We start from the raw sequence: 16774 nt of genomic DNA, 5'->3' as shown, positions 1-16774 counted from the left end.
TAATAGGTAATAATAAAGGGTAGTTGTAACAGATAACTTAAACAAGCTGAGAAACCTTTTGACTGTTTTTGCATTGTAACAATCAGGGTGGGTTAAGGCTTTATGTTTTTTTGGGCGGTTTGCTAGAGCAAGCTAGCGTAGGAGGCTTTGAAATATAGGGGCTAGTTAGGAACCATCCAGAAACGATTGTCATCGCCGCGGAGGCAGGGATGACAAGAAGATGCCGTTACGGTGTTTCTGGATAGACACTATCTATGCTTGAAAAGGGCGGGTTAACCAAAGTGATTGAATGCGATTTTATTACCATCAAAATCTCGGAAGTAAGCACCATAAAATAGATCAGGAATACGTTGCCCAGGTGCGCCATCGCAGGTTGCGCCTAGCTCAATGGCTTTGTTGTATAACTCGTCGCACTTTTCTATTGAGCCTGGCGCGATAGCGATCATATTACCGTTACCACAATGCTGTTCTTCTTTATTAAAGGGGATACAAATGGCCAACATGGGTTCTTTCATGCTTTTGCCTATAAATATAATGCGATCCATTTTCATCAGCGTTTTAGCGCCAATGGGAGCCAACAGTTCAGTATAAAAAGCCTCTGATTTATTTAAATCGGTTACGCCGATGGTTGCATAGCTGAGCATGATTATTCCTTTTTATTATTGGATATAAGTAAACAATTAATGCTGCAATATTTGACTTAAAAATAATTGCAGGCGATCTGTTTCAGGGTTATCAAAAAATTCGTGAGGCGTATTTTGCTCCACAATTTCGCCGCTATCCATAAATATAACTCTATCCGCGACTTTTTTTGCGAAGCCCATCTCGTGGGTTACGCAAATCATGGTCATACCTTCTTCAGCTAGTTCGACCATGACATCCAATACTTCCTTAATCATTTCAGGGTCTAACGCAGAGGTTGGCTCGTCAAACAATATGATTTCTGGCGCCATGCAGAGTGAGCGCGCGATAGCAACACGCTGTTGCTGGCCACCCGATAGGTGCCCTGGGAATTTGTGTGCTTGGTCTGGGATTTTGACTCGCTCTAGATACTTCATCGCGATGGTTTCAGCCTCTTGCTTAGATTTTTTCTGAACCCAAATAGGGCCGAGGGTCAGGTTATCTAAGATGCTTAAATGAGGGAATAAATTAAAGTGCTGAAACACCATGCCCACTTCGCGTCGAATTGCTTCTATATTTTTGACGTCATCGATCATTTCAACGTCATTCACCGTTAATGAACCACGTTGGAACTGTTCTAATCGATTGATGCAACGAATCATGGTGGATTTGCCTGAGCCCGATGGGCCACAGACCACAATGCGTTCGCCTTTTTTTACCGTTAGATTGATATCTTTAAGAACATGGAAATCGCCATACCACTTATTGAGGTCTTTGATAACAATAATGTCTTTGTCATCGGTGCTTTGATTTGTTTGGTTACCTGCAGACATGATAAACCCTTACTTGTTATGACTAGTATCTAGTTTCTTTTCGATGGAGGTCGCGAGCAATGACATACTGAAGCAGCACGCCCAAAATATAAAGGCGACAAATAAGTAGCCTTCGATCGCGTGGCCACCTAACCAGTTTGAATTGCTTAGCGCAGACATAATGACTTGCAGCATTTCAGGCACAGCTATCACCAATAAAAATACGGTGTTTTTAAAGACCATGACAAAGGTGGCTAAGATATTCGGCATCGATACCTTAATGACCTGCGGAAATATAATTAATAGTGTTTTTTGCCAATAGCCCAACCCAATAGAGTCAGCGGCTTCGTATTGACCGCTGGGAATCGCTTGAAAGCCACTTCTAAAGACTTCTGCCATATAAGCAGACATAAACAGGACCAGTATAATCCACACCCTTAATAGTTTGTCGACGTTGACGTCAGCGGGGAAAAACAACGGCAACATGACTGAGCCCATAAAAAATAACGCTAATATGGGCGTTCCACGAAAAAATTCTATGCAGGTCACGCTCACAGAGCGGGCAAACGGCATATCAGAGCGTCGACCTAAAGCCCATAAAAAGCCAAAAGGGAACGCAATAATAATACTGGCGGCGGCCAACAAAACGTTTAAAGAAAAGCCGCCCCATAGGTTTGTGGTGACTTGCGGTAAGCCGATCATACTGCCATCTAAAAACAGCAAACCAATAAACGGTAGCAAGAGAAAGGCTGGAACGGCTACTTTATTACGTAAACGATCAGGGAGAATAAATGACAAGGCAATCACGCCCGCCAAAAGGAATAGGCAAAGATTTACTCGCCATAGTTCATCGGTTGGGTAGCTGCCATAAAATATCTGCTGTGACCAAGCACTAATGAATACCCAACAGGCACCATCTTTAACACAGTCACTTTGGCTGGTGCCGCTCCAGTTGGCTGAAATAAATAACCAGTCAATCATGCCAGGTAAAACGGCGACTAATGAGCCAATAATAAGAATCGTTGCAATGATATTAAACGTAGATGAAAAAAGATTGTCGCGTACCCATGCTATAGGCCCCGCCGTCATGATTGGCGCTGGTTGGGCTGGTAATGGTTTAAATTGTTTTACTGACATTCCATCCTCCTTAGCGAGCGCTTAACTCGGTACGTTTATTGAAGTGGTTCATCACTAAGGAGATCACCATATTGATGACGAAATAAATCGCCAGTGTCATAAACATAATCTCGACTGCTTGCCCGACTTGATTGAGTGCCGAACCAGCGAAGACCGTAAAGAGTTCAGGGTAACCAATGGCCGTTGCAATAGTGGTGTTTTTGACAAGGCTCTGATACTCACTATTAAGCATTGGCGTAATGACTCGCATTGATTGGGGCACGATAATTAGCGACATAATCTTACTTTCTTTTAAACCAATACTTCTTGCCGCCTCTGTTTGCCCTTGGGGAACTGATTGAATACCCGCTCTAACAGCCTCAGCGATAAAGGCTCCAGTATAGACCGATAGCGCTATGGCTAGCGAAATGAGCTCAGGAATGACGGATATGCCGCCTTTAAAGTTAAAGCCTTTAAGTGCGGGGTAATCTAAATGAAAGGGGAGTCCAGTAATCAGTAAAGCTAGCAATGGTAAACCGAAAAAGATACCTAAGCTGGTCCACAATATAGGGAATTGCTCGCCGGTGAGCTCTTGTCGCTTTTTCGCCCAGCGTTTAATAGCAAATATGGCCAAAATGGCAACGACAATAGCGCCATAGACAACACCTGAGCCGCTTTCTCCAACCAATTTTGGGAAATATAACCCGGTTACATTCAAGAACACTGCGTCTCCAAGATTGAGGCTCTCCCGTGCTATGGGTAAGGCATTAAAAACGGTATACCAAAAAATAACTTGAAGAATAACGGGGATGTTGCGAAATATCTCAACGTAAATAACTGCGATTTTATTGATGAGCCAGTTGCGAGAGAAGTAAGCAATACCGAAAATAAACCCTAAAATTGTCGAAAATATAATGCCTATTACCGAGACTAAAATAGTGTTTAGAATACCGATGATAAAAATCTGTAGATAACTGTCTGTGGTGTCAAAGGGTATTAATGACATCAAGACATCAAAGCCCGCAGACGTATTTAAAAAGCTAAATCCACTTTTGATCCCTTGAGCTGACATGTTGTCTAAGGTGTTAGAAACGATGCTGTAGAAAAAACCAATTAGAAAAACAAATAAGACCGATTGGTAAATCCAGCCACGATATTTGGGGTTATTATAAAAAGCTTTTGCACCAACCCTGTTAGGGCGCGTCTCAAATTTTATTTGTTCTGCTGTTTTTTTTGAAAACATAAAAACGTCTTTTTGAGTGACAGAAAGATAATGACGATAAAAAGAGCGCTCTTTATTTGCCGCCCTTTTTATCATTCAGTATGAATTAACGCATTGCGGGTGAATATAAAATCCCACCTTTGTTCCACTGTGCGTTTAAACCACGAGCAATTTTCAAAGGCGAACCTTGGCCTACATTGCGCTCAAAAGACTCAGCGTAATTACCCACTTGCGTAATCACTTGGTAAGCCCAGTCAGCAGGTAAGCCCAGTTTCTCACCTAGATCACCTTCTGACCCTAATAAGCGTTTTTGCCCTGGGTTACCCTTTGCTTTCATTTCAGCGGCATTAGCTGAGGTGACGCCTTGGTATTCCCCTTCGATAGAAGCGTTAACGACCCACTTAACCACGTTAAACCATTCATCATCATTTTGACGAACAACCGGCCCTAGTGGTTCTTTAGAAATCACTTCAGGTAATACGATTGCACCTGCTGGATTTTTGAGGCCGATACGAAGAGCATATAGTTGAGATTGGTCAGATACTAAGAAGTCGCATCGACCTGACTCAAAGCCTGCACGCGTTTGATCTGAGGTATCAAACGTTACCGCTTTGTATTCCATTTTGTTTTCGCGGAAGTAATCTGAAATAGCCAGTTCAGTTGAGGTACCTGCTTGAATACATGCATTGGCACCGTTTAATTCAGTGGCGGATGAAACGCCCAGTTTTTTGTTTACCATAAAACCTGCGCCGTCATAATAAATAACGCCCGCGAAGTTCAAGCCTAGTGAGGTGTCTCGTGTATGAGTCCAGGTAGTATTTCGTGAAAGAATATCAATTTCGCCAGATTGAAGCGCAGTGAAACGTTCTTTAGCCGTTAAAGGTTTATATTGAACTTTGCTTGCATCACCTAATACAGCCGCCGCTACACTTCGGCAAACATCCACGTCGAGCCCACTCCATTGTCCCTTCTCGTCCTTTTGAGAAAAACCTGCTAATCCGGTACTCACACCGCAGCTAACGACGCCTTTTTTCTTAACTGAATCTAATGTGGAGCCTGCTATACTGGCCTGTGCTGAAAAAACTAAACCGGCAGCGGCTAATGTCATCGCTATATTTTTAATTTTCATTTCCTTTACCCTATTCTTTTTATGTATTAGCGCGTAAAAACACGGCTAAATTTGAGGTTAGCACATCACTAAACTACACAACTAAACTATGATAGAGCGAGTATTACACCATTGGTAACACTTCACTATTTAGTTTATGAGCATATTTAACAGTAGCATTTAATATGCCATTTGCACTTTTTTATAGCGTGTTTTGTATACTGAAACAGGATTCTAAATTTGAACAAAGACAGTGAAAGCAACGGCTTTAATGCTATGAACCCAGTGATAATGACCTATGAGAAACTCATGCCTATTGCCTATCCGTTAGCTAACCGTTTTTACAAGCAGGCGGGCGAAAAAGGCAAAACACAGAGTACAGATAGTGTCTATGTGGCTAGGCTTGGCGCTAAAATTATTGCTGCAGTTAGGTTGTGCCCTGTATTGGTGCGTTCTCAGGGGGGGGGTAGCGTGTCTCAGAACCGGTTATTACTCAGAAGTCTTGCTGTGTTGCCCGAACATAGACGGACAGGCGTTGGTCGCCGGTTTATGGAATATGTTGTTGAACAGATAGACGCGTATGAGTGTTGGTGTTATCCCTTTTCATGGCTCGAGCAATTTTATTCACAAACAGACTTTAGGCTAATATCGCCAGAAGATACTCCAGCATTTATTCGGGTTCCGTTTGAAAACTATTCTAGGCAGGGGCGTGATATTCTGATTATGGTGAGAAACTATAACGGTATAAATACCTAATGGATGAGACGCCGGATGTTAACGAAAGCGACTGCAAAGATTGCAGGCTACTGAAGATTGCTTGTATTTGTCAGTACAGGCCGAATATAACATCAGCGGTTGAGTTTTGTTTGTTAACGCATGCGACCGAGTATCGAAAGCCGACTAATACGGGGCGATTGATAGCAGACTGTTTAGCGACTACACATGTTTATACTTGGTCTCGCACTGAGATAGACCCAGAGCTCAGTCAACAACTGACAAACCCTCATTATCAATATTGGTTAGTGTATCCCGCAGAAGACAGCGTTCATGCTGACAGAATTAAGCCTTTTAGTATGTTGGTGGAGCCTACTGGGCAAGCTATTAATAAGAAGCATGTGTTTATTTTATTAGACGCGACCTGGCAACAAGCGGTAAAAATGGTTAGAAAAAGCCCTTATCTGAACCATTTGCCTATACTATCGTTGAGCCCTGCGTGTTTATCTCAATATCATCTGAGGCGAGGGGGGCAAGCGCATCACTTGTGCACAGCAGAGGTTGCGGCGGAGTTACTTGATTTGGCAGGTGAAAAGGCTAATGCGCTGTTGTTACGAGATTATTTTCACGTGTTTAGTCAGCATTATCTGGCAGCACGCAGCGGGCACGGGATAAAAGTCGAAAGCGAGCAAATGAGACGTTTAACTAAGGAATATCATCATGAGATCAATTGAATACACCTGTTTTGGTGACGTAGACGTATTAACGCTAGCTGAAAGAAACACACCTCAACCCAAGGGAAACGAAGTTAGAGTGAAAGTCGCAGCGGCGGGTCTTAACCCGATTGATTACAAAACCCGTAAAGGATTAGGTTTTGTAGCCGGAAAGATTAAGGCGCAATTAGACGATCAAGTCGGATGGGTACCGGGTTACGATATCGCCGGTGTAGTGGATGCAGTGGGTGATGATTGTCGCGACTGGAAAGTGGGTGATCAGGTGATGGGCATGATTGGGTTTCCCTTACAGGGCGGCGCTTATGCGGAATACGTTATTACAACACCAGAGTTGCTGTGTCAGGTGCCAGACAATCTCGATCTTATTGCTGCAGCAGGTGTTCCGCTGGCAGCTTTAACCGCTTGGCAGGCTTTATTTGAAGTGGGCTCTGTTAAAGAGGGGGATAAAGTCCTCATTCATGCTGCGGCAGGGGGGGTTGGTCACTTTGCGGTTCAGTTTGCTAAGGCGCGTGGTGCCTATGTTATCGCAACTGCATCGGGTCGGAATCATGATTTCTTGTATACCCTCGGTGTTGATGAAGCGATTGATTACACCCGAACAGATTTTGTAGATGCCTGCTATGGACTTGATTTTGTGTTGGATACCATGGGGGGAGATGTCGGCCACTGGTCGTTAGGCGTGCTAGCCTCAACAGGTCAAATGGTGACGGTACCGACCGTTACGGCTGAAAAAATTATAAAAGAAGGGGACAAGCTGGGGATTAAAACCGCAGGGTTGACGGTACACCCTGATCAACAAGCGTTAGCTGATATTGCAGAGTTGATTGACACAGCAGATGTACAGGTACATGTTGATCAGCCGTTTCCTTTGGAAGATGCCAAAAAGGCACATGCAGAACTAGAAGGCGGGCATGTTCGAGGTAAGTTAGTGCTTACTATGTAACATAGGAAGGCTGATGAATCTCTGAGCAGGCGCGCCACTTTGGCGCGATTTTCTAACTATTTAGCTCAAACTATCGTATCAATAATTGAACCGGACTCAAGCCCCAAACCTGTTTCGGGGTTTCGAGCGCTCTGTGTTTCGTTGTCCACCTGAGTCGTATTGTTAGTGATGGGGTCATTCTTGCTGGAATTGGCGTTATTGATATCTTGAGCACGAACTGACCGCTCTACATCGTCATTCTGAGCAGCACTGGCGACGGGTACCGGTTCATTTTGTATTACTGGTTCATCTGCCGTATTACTGTTGACGGGTTGCGTCTGGATTGGCTGAGTATTATTCGACGTCAACTGCTCAGTGGTTTGGTTTGATGTTTGATTAGCGGTGCTTTCAGCTCTATTTTGCTCAATATTAGTAGCCCCTTCATCTGCCGAACGAGTCGCACTTGCATTAACATTACTCTGCTGAAGCTGTTGCTCAACCGCGAGGACAACTTGTTCACGTGTTACTGTGGTATTTTCTTGGGTATTGTTCTCATTGGCTGAAACAGCGGTATCTAGCCGAGAAGAGATACTGGATTCGGGCGGTATGTCGGTTGACTGTTGATTCAGTGGGCGGTCTTGTTGAGGCACAGACGCCGTGCGTATTTGCTGATTGGTTTGTTGGTTTTCTTGCTCGCGCTGAAGATTAACCCCATTATTATTTACAATGGGACGGGCAATCGACAAAGAGGCTCCTGATAAATCAGCCATTATAACTCCCCCCAAACATCATCTACTGAATCCTAACTATAACCCAAGTTGTACAAAAAATGTACTCTAATATTGGGCGTTTTGTGATCGTTACGTTATATCAAGTGTTTATATATAACGAACGCGTTAGCTTTTTGGAGGTGCTTCATTGCTTTCAGGCTCAGGCCTGATAATGCTAATCAGCTCATAACCCTCTCCAGCCTTGATCTCTTGATCTGCTACCACGGGTACTAATTTACCTTGTGGCGTAACAACAAACAGAATAAGTAATCGGTTAGCATGTTTTGCTCGATAGTCTTCTAGGGTAAAGGCAGCACTCAGTTGAGTTGTGCGAATACTTGCGCCCTGGCTCAATTGGCTAGCAAGCATTGCATAGGTGACTTTTTCACCAAATAGGGTGCGAGTCTCTTTAAATTTCTCAGAGAATTGGTGGCTGGCTCTGGAGTCGGCTTGGCCATCTGATAGACCAAAAACATGCCCCTTAGAAAAGAGGTCAAGATAATGAAAGGTCGCTAATGTATTTAACTGGCGGTAAGGCGATATTGCTAAAACATTACTGATGCCCGTTAGATCCATATGGTTTTCGGCATGCTCTGAAACGGGGTTGCCAAAATAAACCGGTAAGTTCTCCATTCTGGCGAGGCGGATGTTTTCGTAACTTGTGTCACTTAACATGACCGGGATTTCGCGTTTAATGAGTGCTTTTGCAATCTCTCGAGATACTTGGTTGGCACCAATAAACAAAAAACCTCGACTATCTGGCTCTGATACCTTTAACCACCTCGCCAAGGGCGCGGCTGTGAGACTTTGAAGAATTACGGTGGTAATAATCACCAAGAAAACTAAGGGGACAAGAATTGCGGCATCGCTATGGCCTTGATTTTCAAGCTGAAAAGCAAAGAGCGCAGATACGGCAGCAGCGACAATTCCTCGAGGTGAAATCCAACTAAGAAATGCTTTTTCTTGCCAAGTAAGCGTTGTGCCGAGGGCTGAAAGCCATACACCTAGTGGGCGGGCGACAAAAATAAGGGCTAAAATAACCCACACGGGCCCCCAGCCTAATGCAGCAATGGCACTGAACTCAATACGTGCGGCCAGTAATATAAATAAGGCTGAAATAAGTAGAACACTTAAAGACTCTTTAAACTCAATAATGTCATCGACGGGCACTCCCCGCATATTGGCTAGCCAAATCCCCATAACGGTTACTGTCAGCAGCCCAGATTCATGTTGTAGGGTGTTAGAAAGCCCGTAAACCCCTAGCATAAACGTGAGTGACCCTGCGTTCTGTAGAAACTGTGGTAGCCAGTGCTGTCTTAATGCTAACCCTAAAAGCCAGCCTGAAAGACCGCCAAGAATGGCCCCTAACATGACGGTGGAGCCAAAGGTCCAAAGTGTATGGCTTAAGGCGCCAGACTTTCCTGAAACGACAAATTCAAATACTAATACGGCGAGTAACGCGCCAATGGGGTCAATAACAATTCCTTCCCATTTTAGGATATTAGATAGGTTGGAGGTGGGACGAACGACACGTAATAGCGGCATTATTACCGTAGGCCCTGTAACCACGACAATAGCGCCAAACAACGTTGCTACATCCCAAGAGAGACCTAATGTAAACCGACTGACCAGTGTGGCGGTGAGCCAGGTTACTAGCATCCCGACACTGAGTAGGTTCCTGACCATCCGGCCATGTTCTTTAAGTTCTTTAAATTCAAGGGTTAGACTTCCCTCAAAAAGAATAACGGCTACCGACAACGAAATAATGGGAAATAGCAGGTCATTAAATAACGCATCGGGGTCCAGCCAGTCAAAAACTGGCCCCATTAGGATGCCGCCTAATAATAATAGAAGAATGGCGGGCAGCTTCATTCTCCATGCAAGCCACTGACAAAAAAGAGAGACGACACCAATGCTAGCTAACAGAAACAGCGTATTTTCAGTCATGAAACGGAGTTACTTCGCTTGTGTTGAGTGAATGTATTCGATGAGATAAGTTAAGTAACAATAATCGGTGAATGCAGCCTTGTCCAGATATCTGGTCGTATTGGTTTGGATTAACGTTTTGCTAGCTTATTGATCACCCGAGACGCGGCAAATAACCCGAAAGTCGCGGTAACGCAGGTTGCGGCACCAAACCCCGTCGCGCAGTCAAGCCTGACAGGCCCGTCGGTTGTAGGTTTTTGCTGGCATACTGAACCATCTGCAGTGGGGTAGACCAGTTGTTCGGTCGAAAATACACACTCGACCCCCAACTTGCGTTTTACATTGCGCGAGAAGTTATAGTGTCTACGAAGTAAGTGTCTAACTTTTGCTAAGAGTGGGTCTTGAATCGTACGGCTTAGATCGGCTATTTGAATTTGAGTGGGGTCTATCTGCCCACCGGCGCCACCGGAGCTAATGACGCGTATTTTATTACGCTTACAGTACGCAATAATGGCGGCTTTAGCTTTGACGCTATCGGTCGCTTCAATAATATAATCGAACTGGTTGTCTAGATGTTTGTCTAGATTTTTCTCAGTCACGAAGCTCATTACCGCCTCGCACTGAATAGACGGATTAATTGCTTTAATGCGGTCAGCCATGGCGTCGACTTTTAATCGCCCGATTTGCCCATCGAGTGCATGTATTTGACGATTAACATTAGACACGCAGATGTCATCCATATCAAATAATGTGATTTTTCCTATGGCAGATCGAGCGAGTGCTTCTGCTGCCCACGAACCAACACCGCCAATGCCAATGACGCCTACATGGGCGTGCCTCAGCGTCTCTACTGCATCGTGTCCGTAAAGTCGCTGTGTGCCACCAAAACGGTGGGAAAAATCATCTGACATGGTAATGCTTCTCTGGGTGTATCAATGTGTCTACGTTGTTTCAGTGCTCAACGGTTATCCTGAACTTAATTGTTATCTCCGCCTGCGCTAGGACGACAACAAGCAAGTAAATAGTATCGTTATTATATCAGTGTTTTTACTGATACCAACAGCGGTGTTTAAAGATGGCCAATATGCTAATATCAGGGTATGAAAAGCTTAAACGAACTTGAAAAAACGCTTCGTCAACGTAGAGCCAAAACACGGATGCTCCGGCGGTTTATGACCCGTTCTTCAGTCGCCACGGTGTTACGAGATCAGGCGGGTGAGTTGCAGGTTTTGCTGATTAAACGAGCACAAAGAGAAGGCGATCGTTGGTCGGGTCATATTGCATTTCCAGGTGGTCGAGAGCAGCAAGAAGATGCCAATATACGCGAAACCGCGATTCGCGAAACGTCTGAAGAGATTGGTTTAGGGTTATCGGTTGATAATTATATTGGGCGAATGTCAGATGTTATGACCTTGGCGCACGGTACTCGAAAACCGATGGTGGTGTCGCCTTATGCTTTCCGGTTAGACGGAGATCCTCGTTTTACTATCAACCATGAAGTTGACAAGGTGATGTGGCTGCCGGTTTCATTTTTAGCGGACAAGCGAAACCGTGAAACCATGGTATGGAAACAAAAAGGTATGTCAGTAAAATTGCCATGCTATCATTATGAAGACCATCGCATCTGGGGCTTAACCCTTAAAATGCTAGATGAGCTAGTGTTTGATATTTTGCAGTAAATAGTGATCAATGACCCCAGCATTAAACTGGCGCCATCGACCTTTTACTAACGCGATTATGCAAACGCAAAATGCTCTTCTTCAATCTGCATCAAGTTCTTTGATCCAGACATCATAGCGGCGTAATGCGTTTTAGTTCGGGGTAAGATTCGAGCAAAATAGAACTCAGCGGTTTGAATTTTAGCGCGATAGAAGTCTTTGTCTTCTTCGGCGCCATTAGCGAGTTGTTCGTAGGCTTTCTCGGCCATCATTGCCCAGAAGTATGCCATCACGATATAGCCAGAATACATTAAGAAATCCACAGATGCAGAACCGACTTCATCTTTATTTCTCATGGCATTAAATACTAATCTTAACGCAACAAAGTTCCACTGGCGGTTGAGCCAGGTGAGTTCGCTAATCATATCTTTCATTTTGCCGCGACGCTTACCGGTTACATAAGGCGATTTTCCTTTGCAATACTGGCTGACTTCTTTGCTAAAGCGGCGGAATGCAGTGCCTTTGTCTAGCAATATCTTTCTACCAAGAAGGTCAAGGGCCTGAATACCGGTGGTACCTTCGTATAGCATTGATATACGCGTGTCCCGTACGATCTGCTCCATGCCCCATTCTTTGATATAACCATGGCCACCAAATATCTGCATGCCTAGGTTTGCTGCTTCGTAACCCGTCTCAGTTAAAAATGCCTTAATAATGGGTGTTAAAAAGCCCAAGTCGTCGTCTGATCGGCTTTGAGCGTCTTCATTGCTATTGTCGATTAAAAAATCGGCTTTATGTGCAGCGTAATAGATCATCGCACGGCCACCTTCGGCAAAAGCTTTTTGTGTGAGTAGCATACGGCGTACATCGGGGTGCACAATAATAGGGTCAGCAATTTTATCAGGTGATTTTTTACCGCTGAGAGAACGCATTGATAAGCGGTCTTTCGCATAGGCAAGGGCACCTTGAAAAGAAAGCTCTGCAGCAGCGCAGCCCTGTAGGCCGGTACCGATACGTGCTGTATTCATGAAGGTGAACATGCACTCTAGACCTTTATTGGGTGGGCCGATCAAGAAACCTTTAGCACCGTCAAAATTCATCACACATGTAGAAGAGCCTTTGATACCCATCTTCTCTTCAAGAGACCCTACATTAACATTGTTAAATTCGCCGGTATTACCTTGTGCATCCGGAAGGTGCTTGGGCACAATGAACAATGATATGCCGCGAGTACCTTTGGGGGCATCGGGTAGGCGGGCTAACACAATATGTACGATGTTATCGGTAAGGTCATGATCGCCAGAAGAGATAAAAATTTTGGTTCCGGTAATCGTGAATGAACCGTCTTCATTCGCATCAGCTTTAGTTTTGACTTGGCCAAGGTCGGTTCCGCATTGAGGCTCTGTTAGGCACATGCTGCCCGTCCAAGCACCTTCGGTTAGTTTGGTCAGGTAAATCTGCTTTTGCTCTTCATTACCGTGCAAATAAACAGTATTCATAGCGCCCATGCTCAGACCCGGATACATACCCCATGACCAGTTAGCGGTGCTAATCATTTCAGTCTTAAGTACACCCAATGATAGAGGCAGGCCTTGACCGCCGTATTCAACAGGGTGAGACATGCCTTGCCAACCACCCGCTACATATTGATCATAGGCGGCTTTAAACCCTGTTGGGGTGATAACTTGGCCATCAACCAGTTTGCAGCCTTCTTTATCTCCAACTTGATTGAGAGGAGAAAGAACCTCTTCACTAAATTTAGCACTCTCTTCAAGTATCGCGTCCACCATATCGGGTGTCGCTTCTTCGCCTGCGGGGATGGACTGGTAATGCTTTTGTGTTTGCAGCAGCTCATTAAAAACGAACTTCATATCGCGTAATGGGGTTTTGTATTCTGGCATTGTCTGCTCTCCTGTTCATATGAGCCTCAGTTGGCTCATGATGACTAAATGTGTCGATGTTGTTTTTTCGCTCTTGATACCCGTGGTGTGCTCATTGAGTTGCTTGTATAAACCGTTGATTAGGCGTCGAAATAGTAAAAGTGTTGTTGAGGTATCGTTCAACGGTTAATCACCGAGGATGATTTTCCTTGAATTACACGAAGAGTAATTGGCAGAGGGGTCTTTTAAAAAAGAGCGTTGGGTCAACTAAAAAAGGGATATAAATCACAGGCATAAAAAAAGGCTGCCAAGAGGCAGCCTTAAAGCAAGGTAAGTAATTACTCTCTTTCAAGAGTAAAAACGGATTAGTTCAGAGACACTAATCAACAGGAACTATTGTGCCTATTTACCGGTTATGGCAGAAGGTCAATTTATGACAATAAATCGGTCATAAAAGGACATTGTCCAACGATCAAGAAATTATTAATGGGATAATTGTCGCCAAGGTATCGCTTGCCAGTCTTATAAAAACACCTTTAACGTTACTACGAGTGCTTAATCTGAGTATAATCGCGCGGTTCGAATATTTGATTTAGGTCAATAATAGTTACTCAGGGTTTATAGTTGACGTTTTATGCGAAAAAAGTATCAAGCTAAGTTTATTATATTGTTAACCATTTCGGTGATTACTTGCTCGATCTGGGCGCTCGCTAATCGCCCCCATATTGAACCCGAGTGGACTGAGCCTGTGACAGGCTTCTCTTTCTCTCCTTTTCAACAAGGTGAAAGCCCAGTAGAAGGGACGTTTCCGTCTGTGATGTCTATTCAAGCGGATGTCGCGATGATTTCTCGTCATACATCGGCGCTTAGAACGTACTCTGTTGCTGATACGTTGAATTATGTACCTGTGTTAGCGAAATCTTACGGCTTGGAGGTAACGTTAGGCGCATGGATAACGGGTAATCGTGATGCAGACTTTAAAGAGCTAGACCGCTTAATCGAGATCGCTAATTCGCATAGTAATGTCACTCGATTAATTGTAGGCAATGAAGCAATTTTGCGAAAAGAGGTCGAACTTCCAGCGCTTATTGAGTATTTGGACTATGTAAAAGCAAACGTTAAGGTCCCCGTTTCAACCGCTGAAACATGGACTTATTGGCGTAAAACACCTGAGCTTGCAGAGCATGTGGACTTTATAGCCGCCCATATTTTGCCCTATTGGGAGGGTATTCACGTGTCTTCAGCGGTTGATTATGTTGCAACGCATAGCCAAGAGTTAAGGGAAGCCTATCCTGATAAACCGCTATTGTTGGCTGAAACTGGCTGGCCTAGCCGGGGGCGTATGAGGGGCGAGGCGGTAGCGTCTGTAGCTAACCAAGGTATCTTCTTACGAAATTTCATTAAAATGGCTAAAGAGACGTCCTTAGATTACTTCATTATGGAGGCGTTTGATCAGCCTTGGAAAGAAGTTAATGAGGGCGCAGTCGGTGCTTATTGGGGGGTATTTAATGCGGATAGAGACGCTAAATTCCCGTTTAAAGGGCCCATTCTGAACGTGCCTCAGTGGGGGTTTTTAGTGGGCATTACGGTTGTTTTGGCTATTTTCACGATTGCGGTTTTATTAAGAGATGGGGAACTGTTTCGTAAAAGGGCGATCAGCTTCTTATCGTGTATTGTGTTTATCTGCATGACCACGTTAGTGTGGATGGTGTACGATTTCAGTACTCAATACATCTCTTGGCAAGCTATTCTCTTGGGCATTATGTTATGCGTAAGCGCGCTTTGTGTGACGCTAGTGGTGTTGGTTGAGGCTCATGAGTGGGCTGAAGCGCTCTGGGTTAAAAAGCGTCGTCGGCCTTTTTCAGGCAGTGACTGCGATCGAGCAAAAAACTTCAAAGTGTCTATTCATGTCCCTTGTTATAATGAGCCACCAGAAATGGTTATTCAGACGCTCAAAGCATTGGCCGCGTTAAAAGGCGCTAACTATGAAGTCTTGGTTATCGATAACAACACCAAAGACCCTAACGTGTGGGAGCCGGTTAAAGCCTTTTGTGAAACATTGGGAAAACCATTCCGCTTTTTCCATGAGTCTCCATTAGCTGGGTTTAAAGGGGGCGCGCTTAACTTTGCGCTTCGCCATACTGCGGCAGATGCCGATATCATTGCGGTTATCGATAGTGATTATATTGTTAAACCAGAATGGCTAAGTGATTTAGTACCACACTTCACAGACCCTAATATTGGCGTTGTGCAGGCGCCTCAGGATTATCGTGATGGTGATGAGAACTTGTTTAAGTCTATGTGTTATGCCGAATATAGAGGTTTTTTTCATATCGGTATGGTCACGCGAAATGACCGAAATGCAATTATAGAACATGGCACCATGACGATGATTCGTCGCTCATTGCTTGATGATTTGGGTGGCTGGGGCGAGTGGTCGATTACCGAAGATGCGGAGTTAGGGCTTCGTGTTTTCGATCAAGGTTATGAGGCGGCATATATTGAACAAAGCTATGGTAAAGGCCTGATTCCTGATACTTTTATAGATTTTAAGAAACAGCGTTTCCGTTGGGCTTATGGCGCGATTCAAATTATGCGAGAGCATGCGGCAAAGCTTTGGATGGGTAAAAATACGCAATTAACACAAGGTCAGCGGTACCACTTTATTGCCGGTTGGTTGCCGTGGATTGCGGATGGCATGAACTTGTTTTTTACCGCCGGTGCATTATTGTGGTCGTTAATGATGATTGCGCTTCCTGAGCAGTCTGACCCGCCGTTAATCTTGTTTGCCTTCCCGCCGCTAGCCCTGTTTTTCTTCAAAATAGGTAAGTTGGTTCATCTATACCGGATTCGGGTCAACACGAATGCAAAAGATACAGTGTCTGCGGCTTTAGCAGGACTCGCGCTCTCCTATACGATTTCAAAAGCGGTTATTTATGGATTAATTTACAAGAAGATGCCGTTTATTAGGACACCTAAGCTGAAAGATCAGGCGTCTATTCGGACTGCGATTTTGTCTGCATGGGAGGAGATCCTGATACTGCTGATGCTGCTGGGAGCAGCCGTAGGCGTCTGTATTCAGCAAGATATTACTGCGACTGACACACTGGTTTGGGTGATTGTTTTGTTAGTTCAGTCCCAAGCCTATATAGCGGCTTTGGTGATGTCGGTTATTAGTGCCTTACCCGATCGCGAGAATGATGCTATATCGGTTGAAGAGCTGGCTTAAAGCGTAGAATGTTTTAAAAAAGGGCCTTGTGGCCCTTTTGTGTGTCAGATAACCCCGTTATG

General features: G+C 44.5%; 14 protein-coding genes. 5 read left to right on the top strand and 9 right to left on the bottom strand.

Features of this window, described 5'->3' with window-relative positions:
• Positions 1 to 272: 272 nt before the first annotated feature.
• The 5 genes from NKI27_RS18340 to NKI27_RS18320 form a co-directional block, all read right to left on the bottom strand.
• On the bottom strand, positions 273 to 644 hold the full coding sequence (locus NKI27_RS18340; RefSeq protein WP_265047457.1) for a VOC family protein: 372 nt from the start codon (positions 642 to 644) through the stop codon (positions 273 to 275).
• Positions 645 to 680: 36 nt separating this feature from the next.
• Positions 681 to 1454, bottom strand: a complete 774-nt coding sequence (locus tag NKI27_RS18335) for an amino acid ABC transporter ATP-binding protein (protein WP_320109437.1) — start codon at positions 1452 to 1454, stop codon at positions 681 to 683.
• A 9-nt stretch (positions 1455 to 1463) separates the two neighbouring features.
• Complete coding sequence (locus NKI27_RS18330; RefSeq protein WP_265047456.1) at positions 1464 to 2570, bottom strand: amino acid ABC transporter permease; 1107 nt, start codon at positions 2568 to 2570, stop codon at positions 1464 to 1466.
• Positions 2571 to 2580: 10 nt separating this feature from the next.
• Positions 2581 to 3792, bottom strand: coding sequence for an amino acid ABC transporter permease (locus NKI27_RS18325; protein WP_265047455.1), 1212 nt, complete (start codon positions 3790 to 3792; stop codon positions 2581 to 2583).
• An 85-nt stretch (positions 3793 to 3877) separates the two neighbouring features.
• Entirely contained in the window at positions 3878 to 4900 is a 1023-nt protein-coding gene (locus NKI27_RS18320) for an amino acid ABC transporter substrate-binding protein (protein ID WP_265047454.1), read from the bottom strand.
• A 219-nt stretch (positions 4901 to 5119) separates the two neighbouring features.
• Here NKI27_RS18320 and NKI27_RS18315 point away from each other — a divergent pair, with 219 nt between their 5' ends.
• From NKI27_RS18315 to NKI27_RS18305, 3 genes are read left to right on the top strand one after another with little or no spacing between them, the layout of a single operon-like run.
• Positions 5120 to 5635, top strand: a complete 516-nt coding sequence (locus NKI27_RS18315; protein WP_265047453.1) for a GNAT family N-acetyltransferase — start codon at positions 5120 to 5122, stop codon at positions 5633 to 5635.
• A complete protein-coding gene (locus tag NKI27_RS18310) occupies positions 5635 to 6327 on the top strand; it encodes a tRNA-uridine aminocarboxypropyltransferase (RefSeq protein ID WP_265047452.1) in 693 nt (230 codons plus the stop codon). Before NKI27_RS18315 ends, NKI27_RS18310 begins: the two co-directional genes overlap by 1 nt.
• Positions 6314 to 7270, top strand: a complete 957-nt coding sequence (locus NKI27_RS18305) for an NADP-dependent oxidoreductase (protein WP_265047451.1) — start codon at positions 6314 to 6316, stop codon at positions 7268 to 7270. Before NKI27_RS18310 ends, NKI27_RS18305 begins: the two co-directional genes overlap by 14 nt.
• Before the next feature lie 65 nt (positions 7271 to 7335).
• Here NKI27_RS18305 and NKI27_RS18300 read toward each other — a convergent pair whose 3' ends face one another.
• From NKI27_RS18300 to tcdA, 3 genes are all read right to left on the bottom strand, one after another.
• On the bottom strand, positions 7336 to 8019 hold the full coding sequence (locus NKI27_RS18300) for a hypothetical protein (protein WP_265047450.1): 684 nt from the start codon (positions 8017 to 8019) through the stop codon (positions 7336 to 7338).
• Between the two features lie 126 nt (positions 8020 to 8145).
• On the bottom strand, positions 8146 to 9966 hold the full coding sequence (locus NKI27_RS18295; protein ID WP_265047449.1) for a cation:proton antiporter: 1821 nt from the start codon (positions 9964 to 9966) through the stop codon (positions 8146 to 8148).
• A 110-nt stretch (positions 9967 to 10076) separates the two neighbouring features.
• Positions 10077 to 10856, bottom strand: a complete 780-nt coding sequence (gene tcdA, locus NKI27_RS18290; protein WP_265047448.1) for a tRNA cyclic N6-threonylcarbamoyladenosine(37) synthase TcdA — start codon at positions 10854 to 10856, stop codon at positions 10077 to 10079.
• 189 nt (positions 10857 to 11045) lie between these two features.
• On the opposite strand from tcdA, the gene NKI27_RS18285 reads away from it, so the two are divergent.
• Positions 11046 to 11624 carry an NUDIX hydrolase gene (locus NKI27_RS18285; RefSeq protein WP_265047447.1) on the top strand — a complete coding sequence of 193 codons (579 nt, stop codon included), beginning with the start codon at positions 11046 to 11048 and terminating at the stop codon, positions 11622 to 11624.
• A gap of 56 nt (positions 11625 to 11680) precedes the next feature.
• On the opposite strand, the gene NKI27_RS18280 is transcribed toward NKI27_RS18285, so the two are convergent.
• Positions 11681 to 13504 (bottom strand): acyl-CoA dehydrogenase C-terminal domain-containing protein, encoded by a 1824-nt coding sequence (locus NKI27_RS18280; protein ID WP_265047446.1) that lies wholly within the window; start codon positions 13502 to 13504, stop codon positions 11681 to 11683.
• Between the two features lie 613 nt (positions 13505 to 14117).
• Here NKI27_RS18280 and NKI27_RS18275 point away from each other — a divergent pair.
• Entirely contained in the window at positions 14118 to 16712 is a 2595-nt protein-coding gene (locus tag NKI27_RS18275; protein WP_265047445.1) for a glycosyltransferase family 2 protein, read from the top strand.
• Positions 16713 to 16774 lie beyond the last annotated feature (62 nt).

The sequence above is a fragment of the Alkalimarinus alittae genome (assembly GCF_026016465.1).
GTDB classification, from domain to species: Bacteria; Pseudomonadota; Gammaproteobacteria; order Pseudomonadales; family Oleiphilaceae; genus Alkalimarinus; species Alkalimarinus alittae.
Note: the sequence above shows the minus strand (reverse complement) of the source record. Positions and strands in the feature narration are given on the sequence as shown.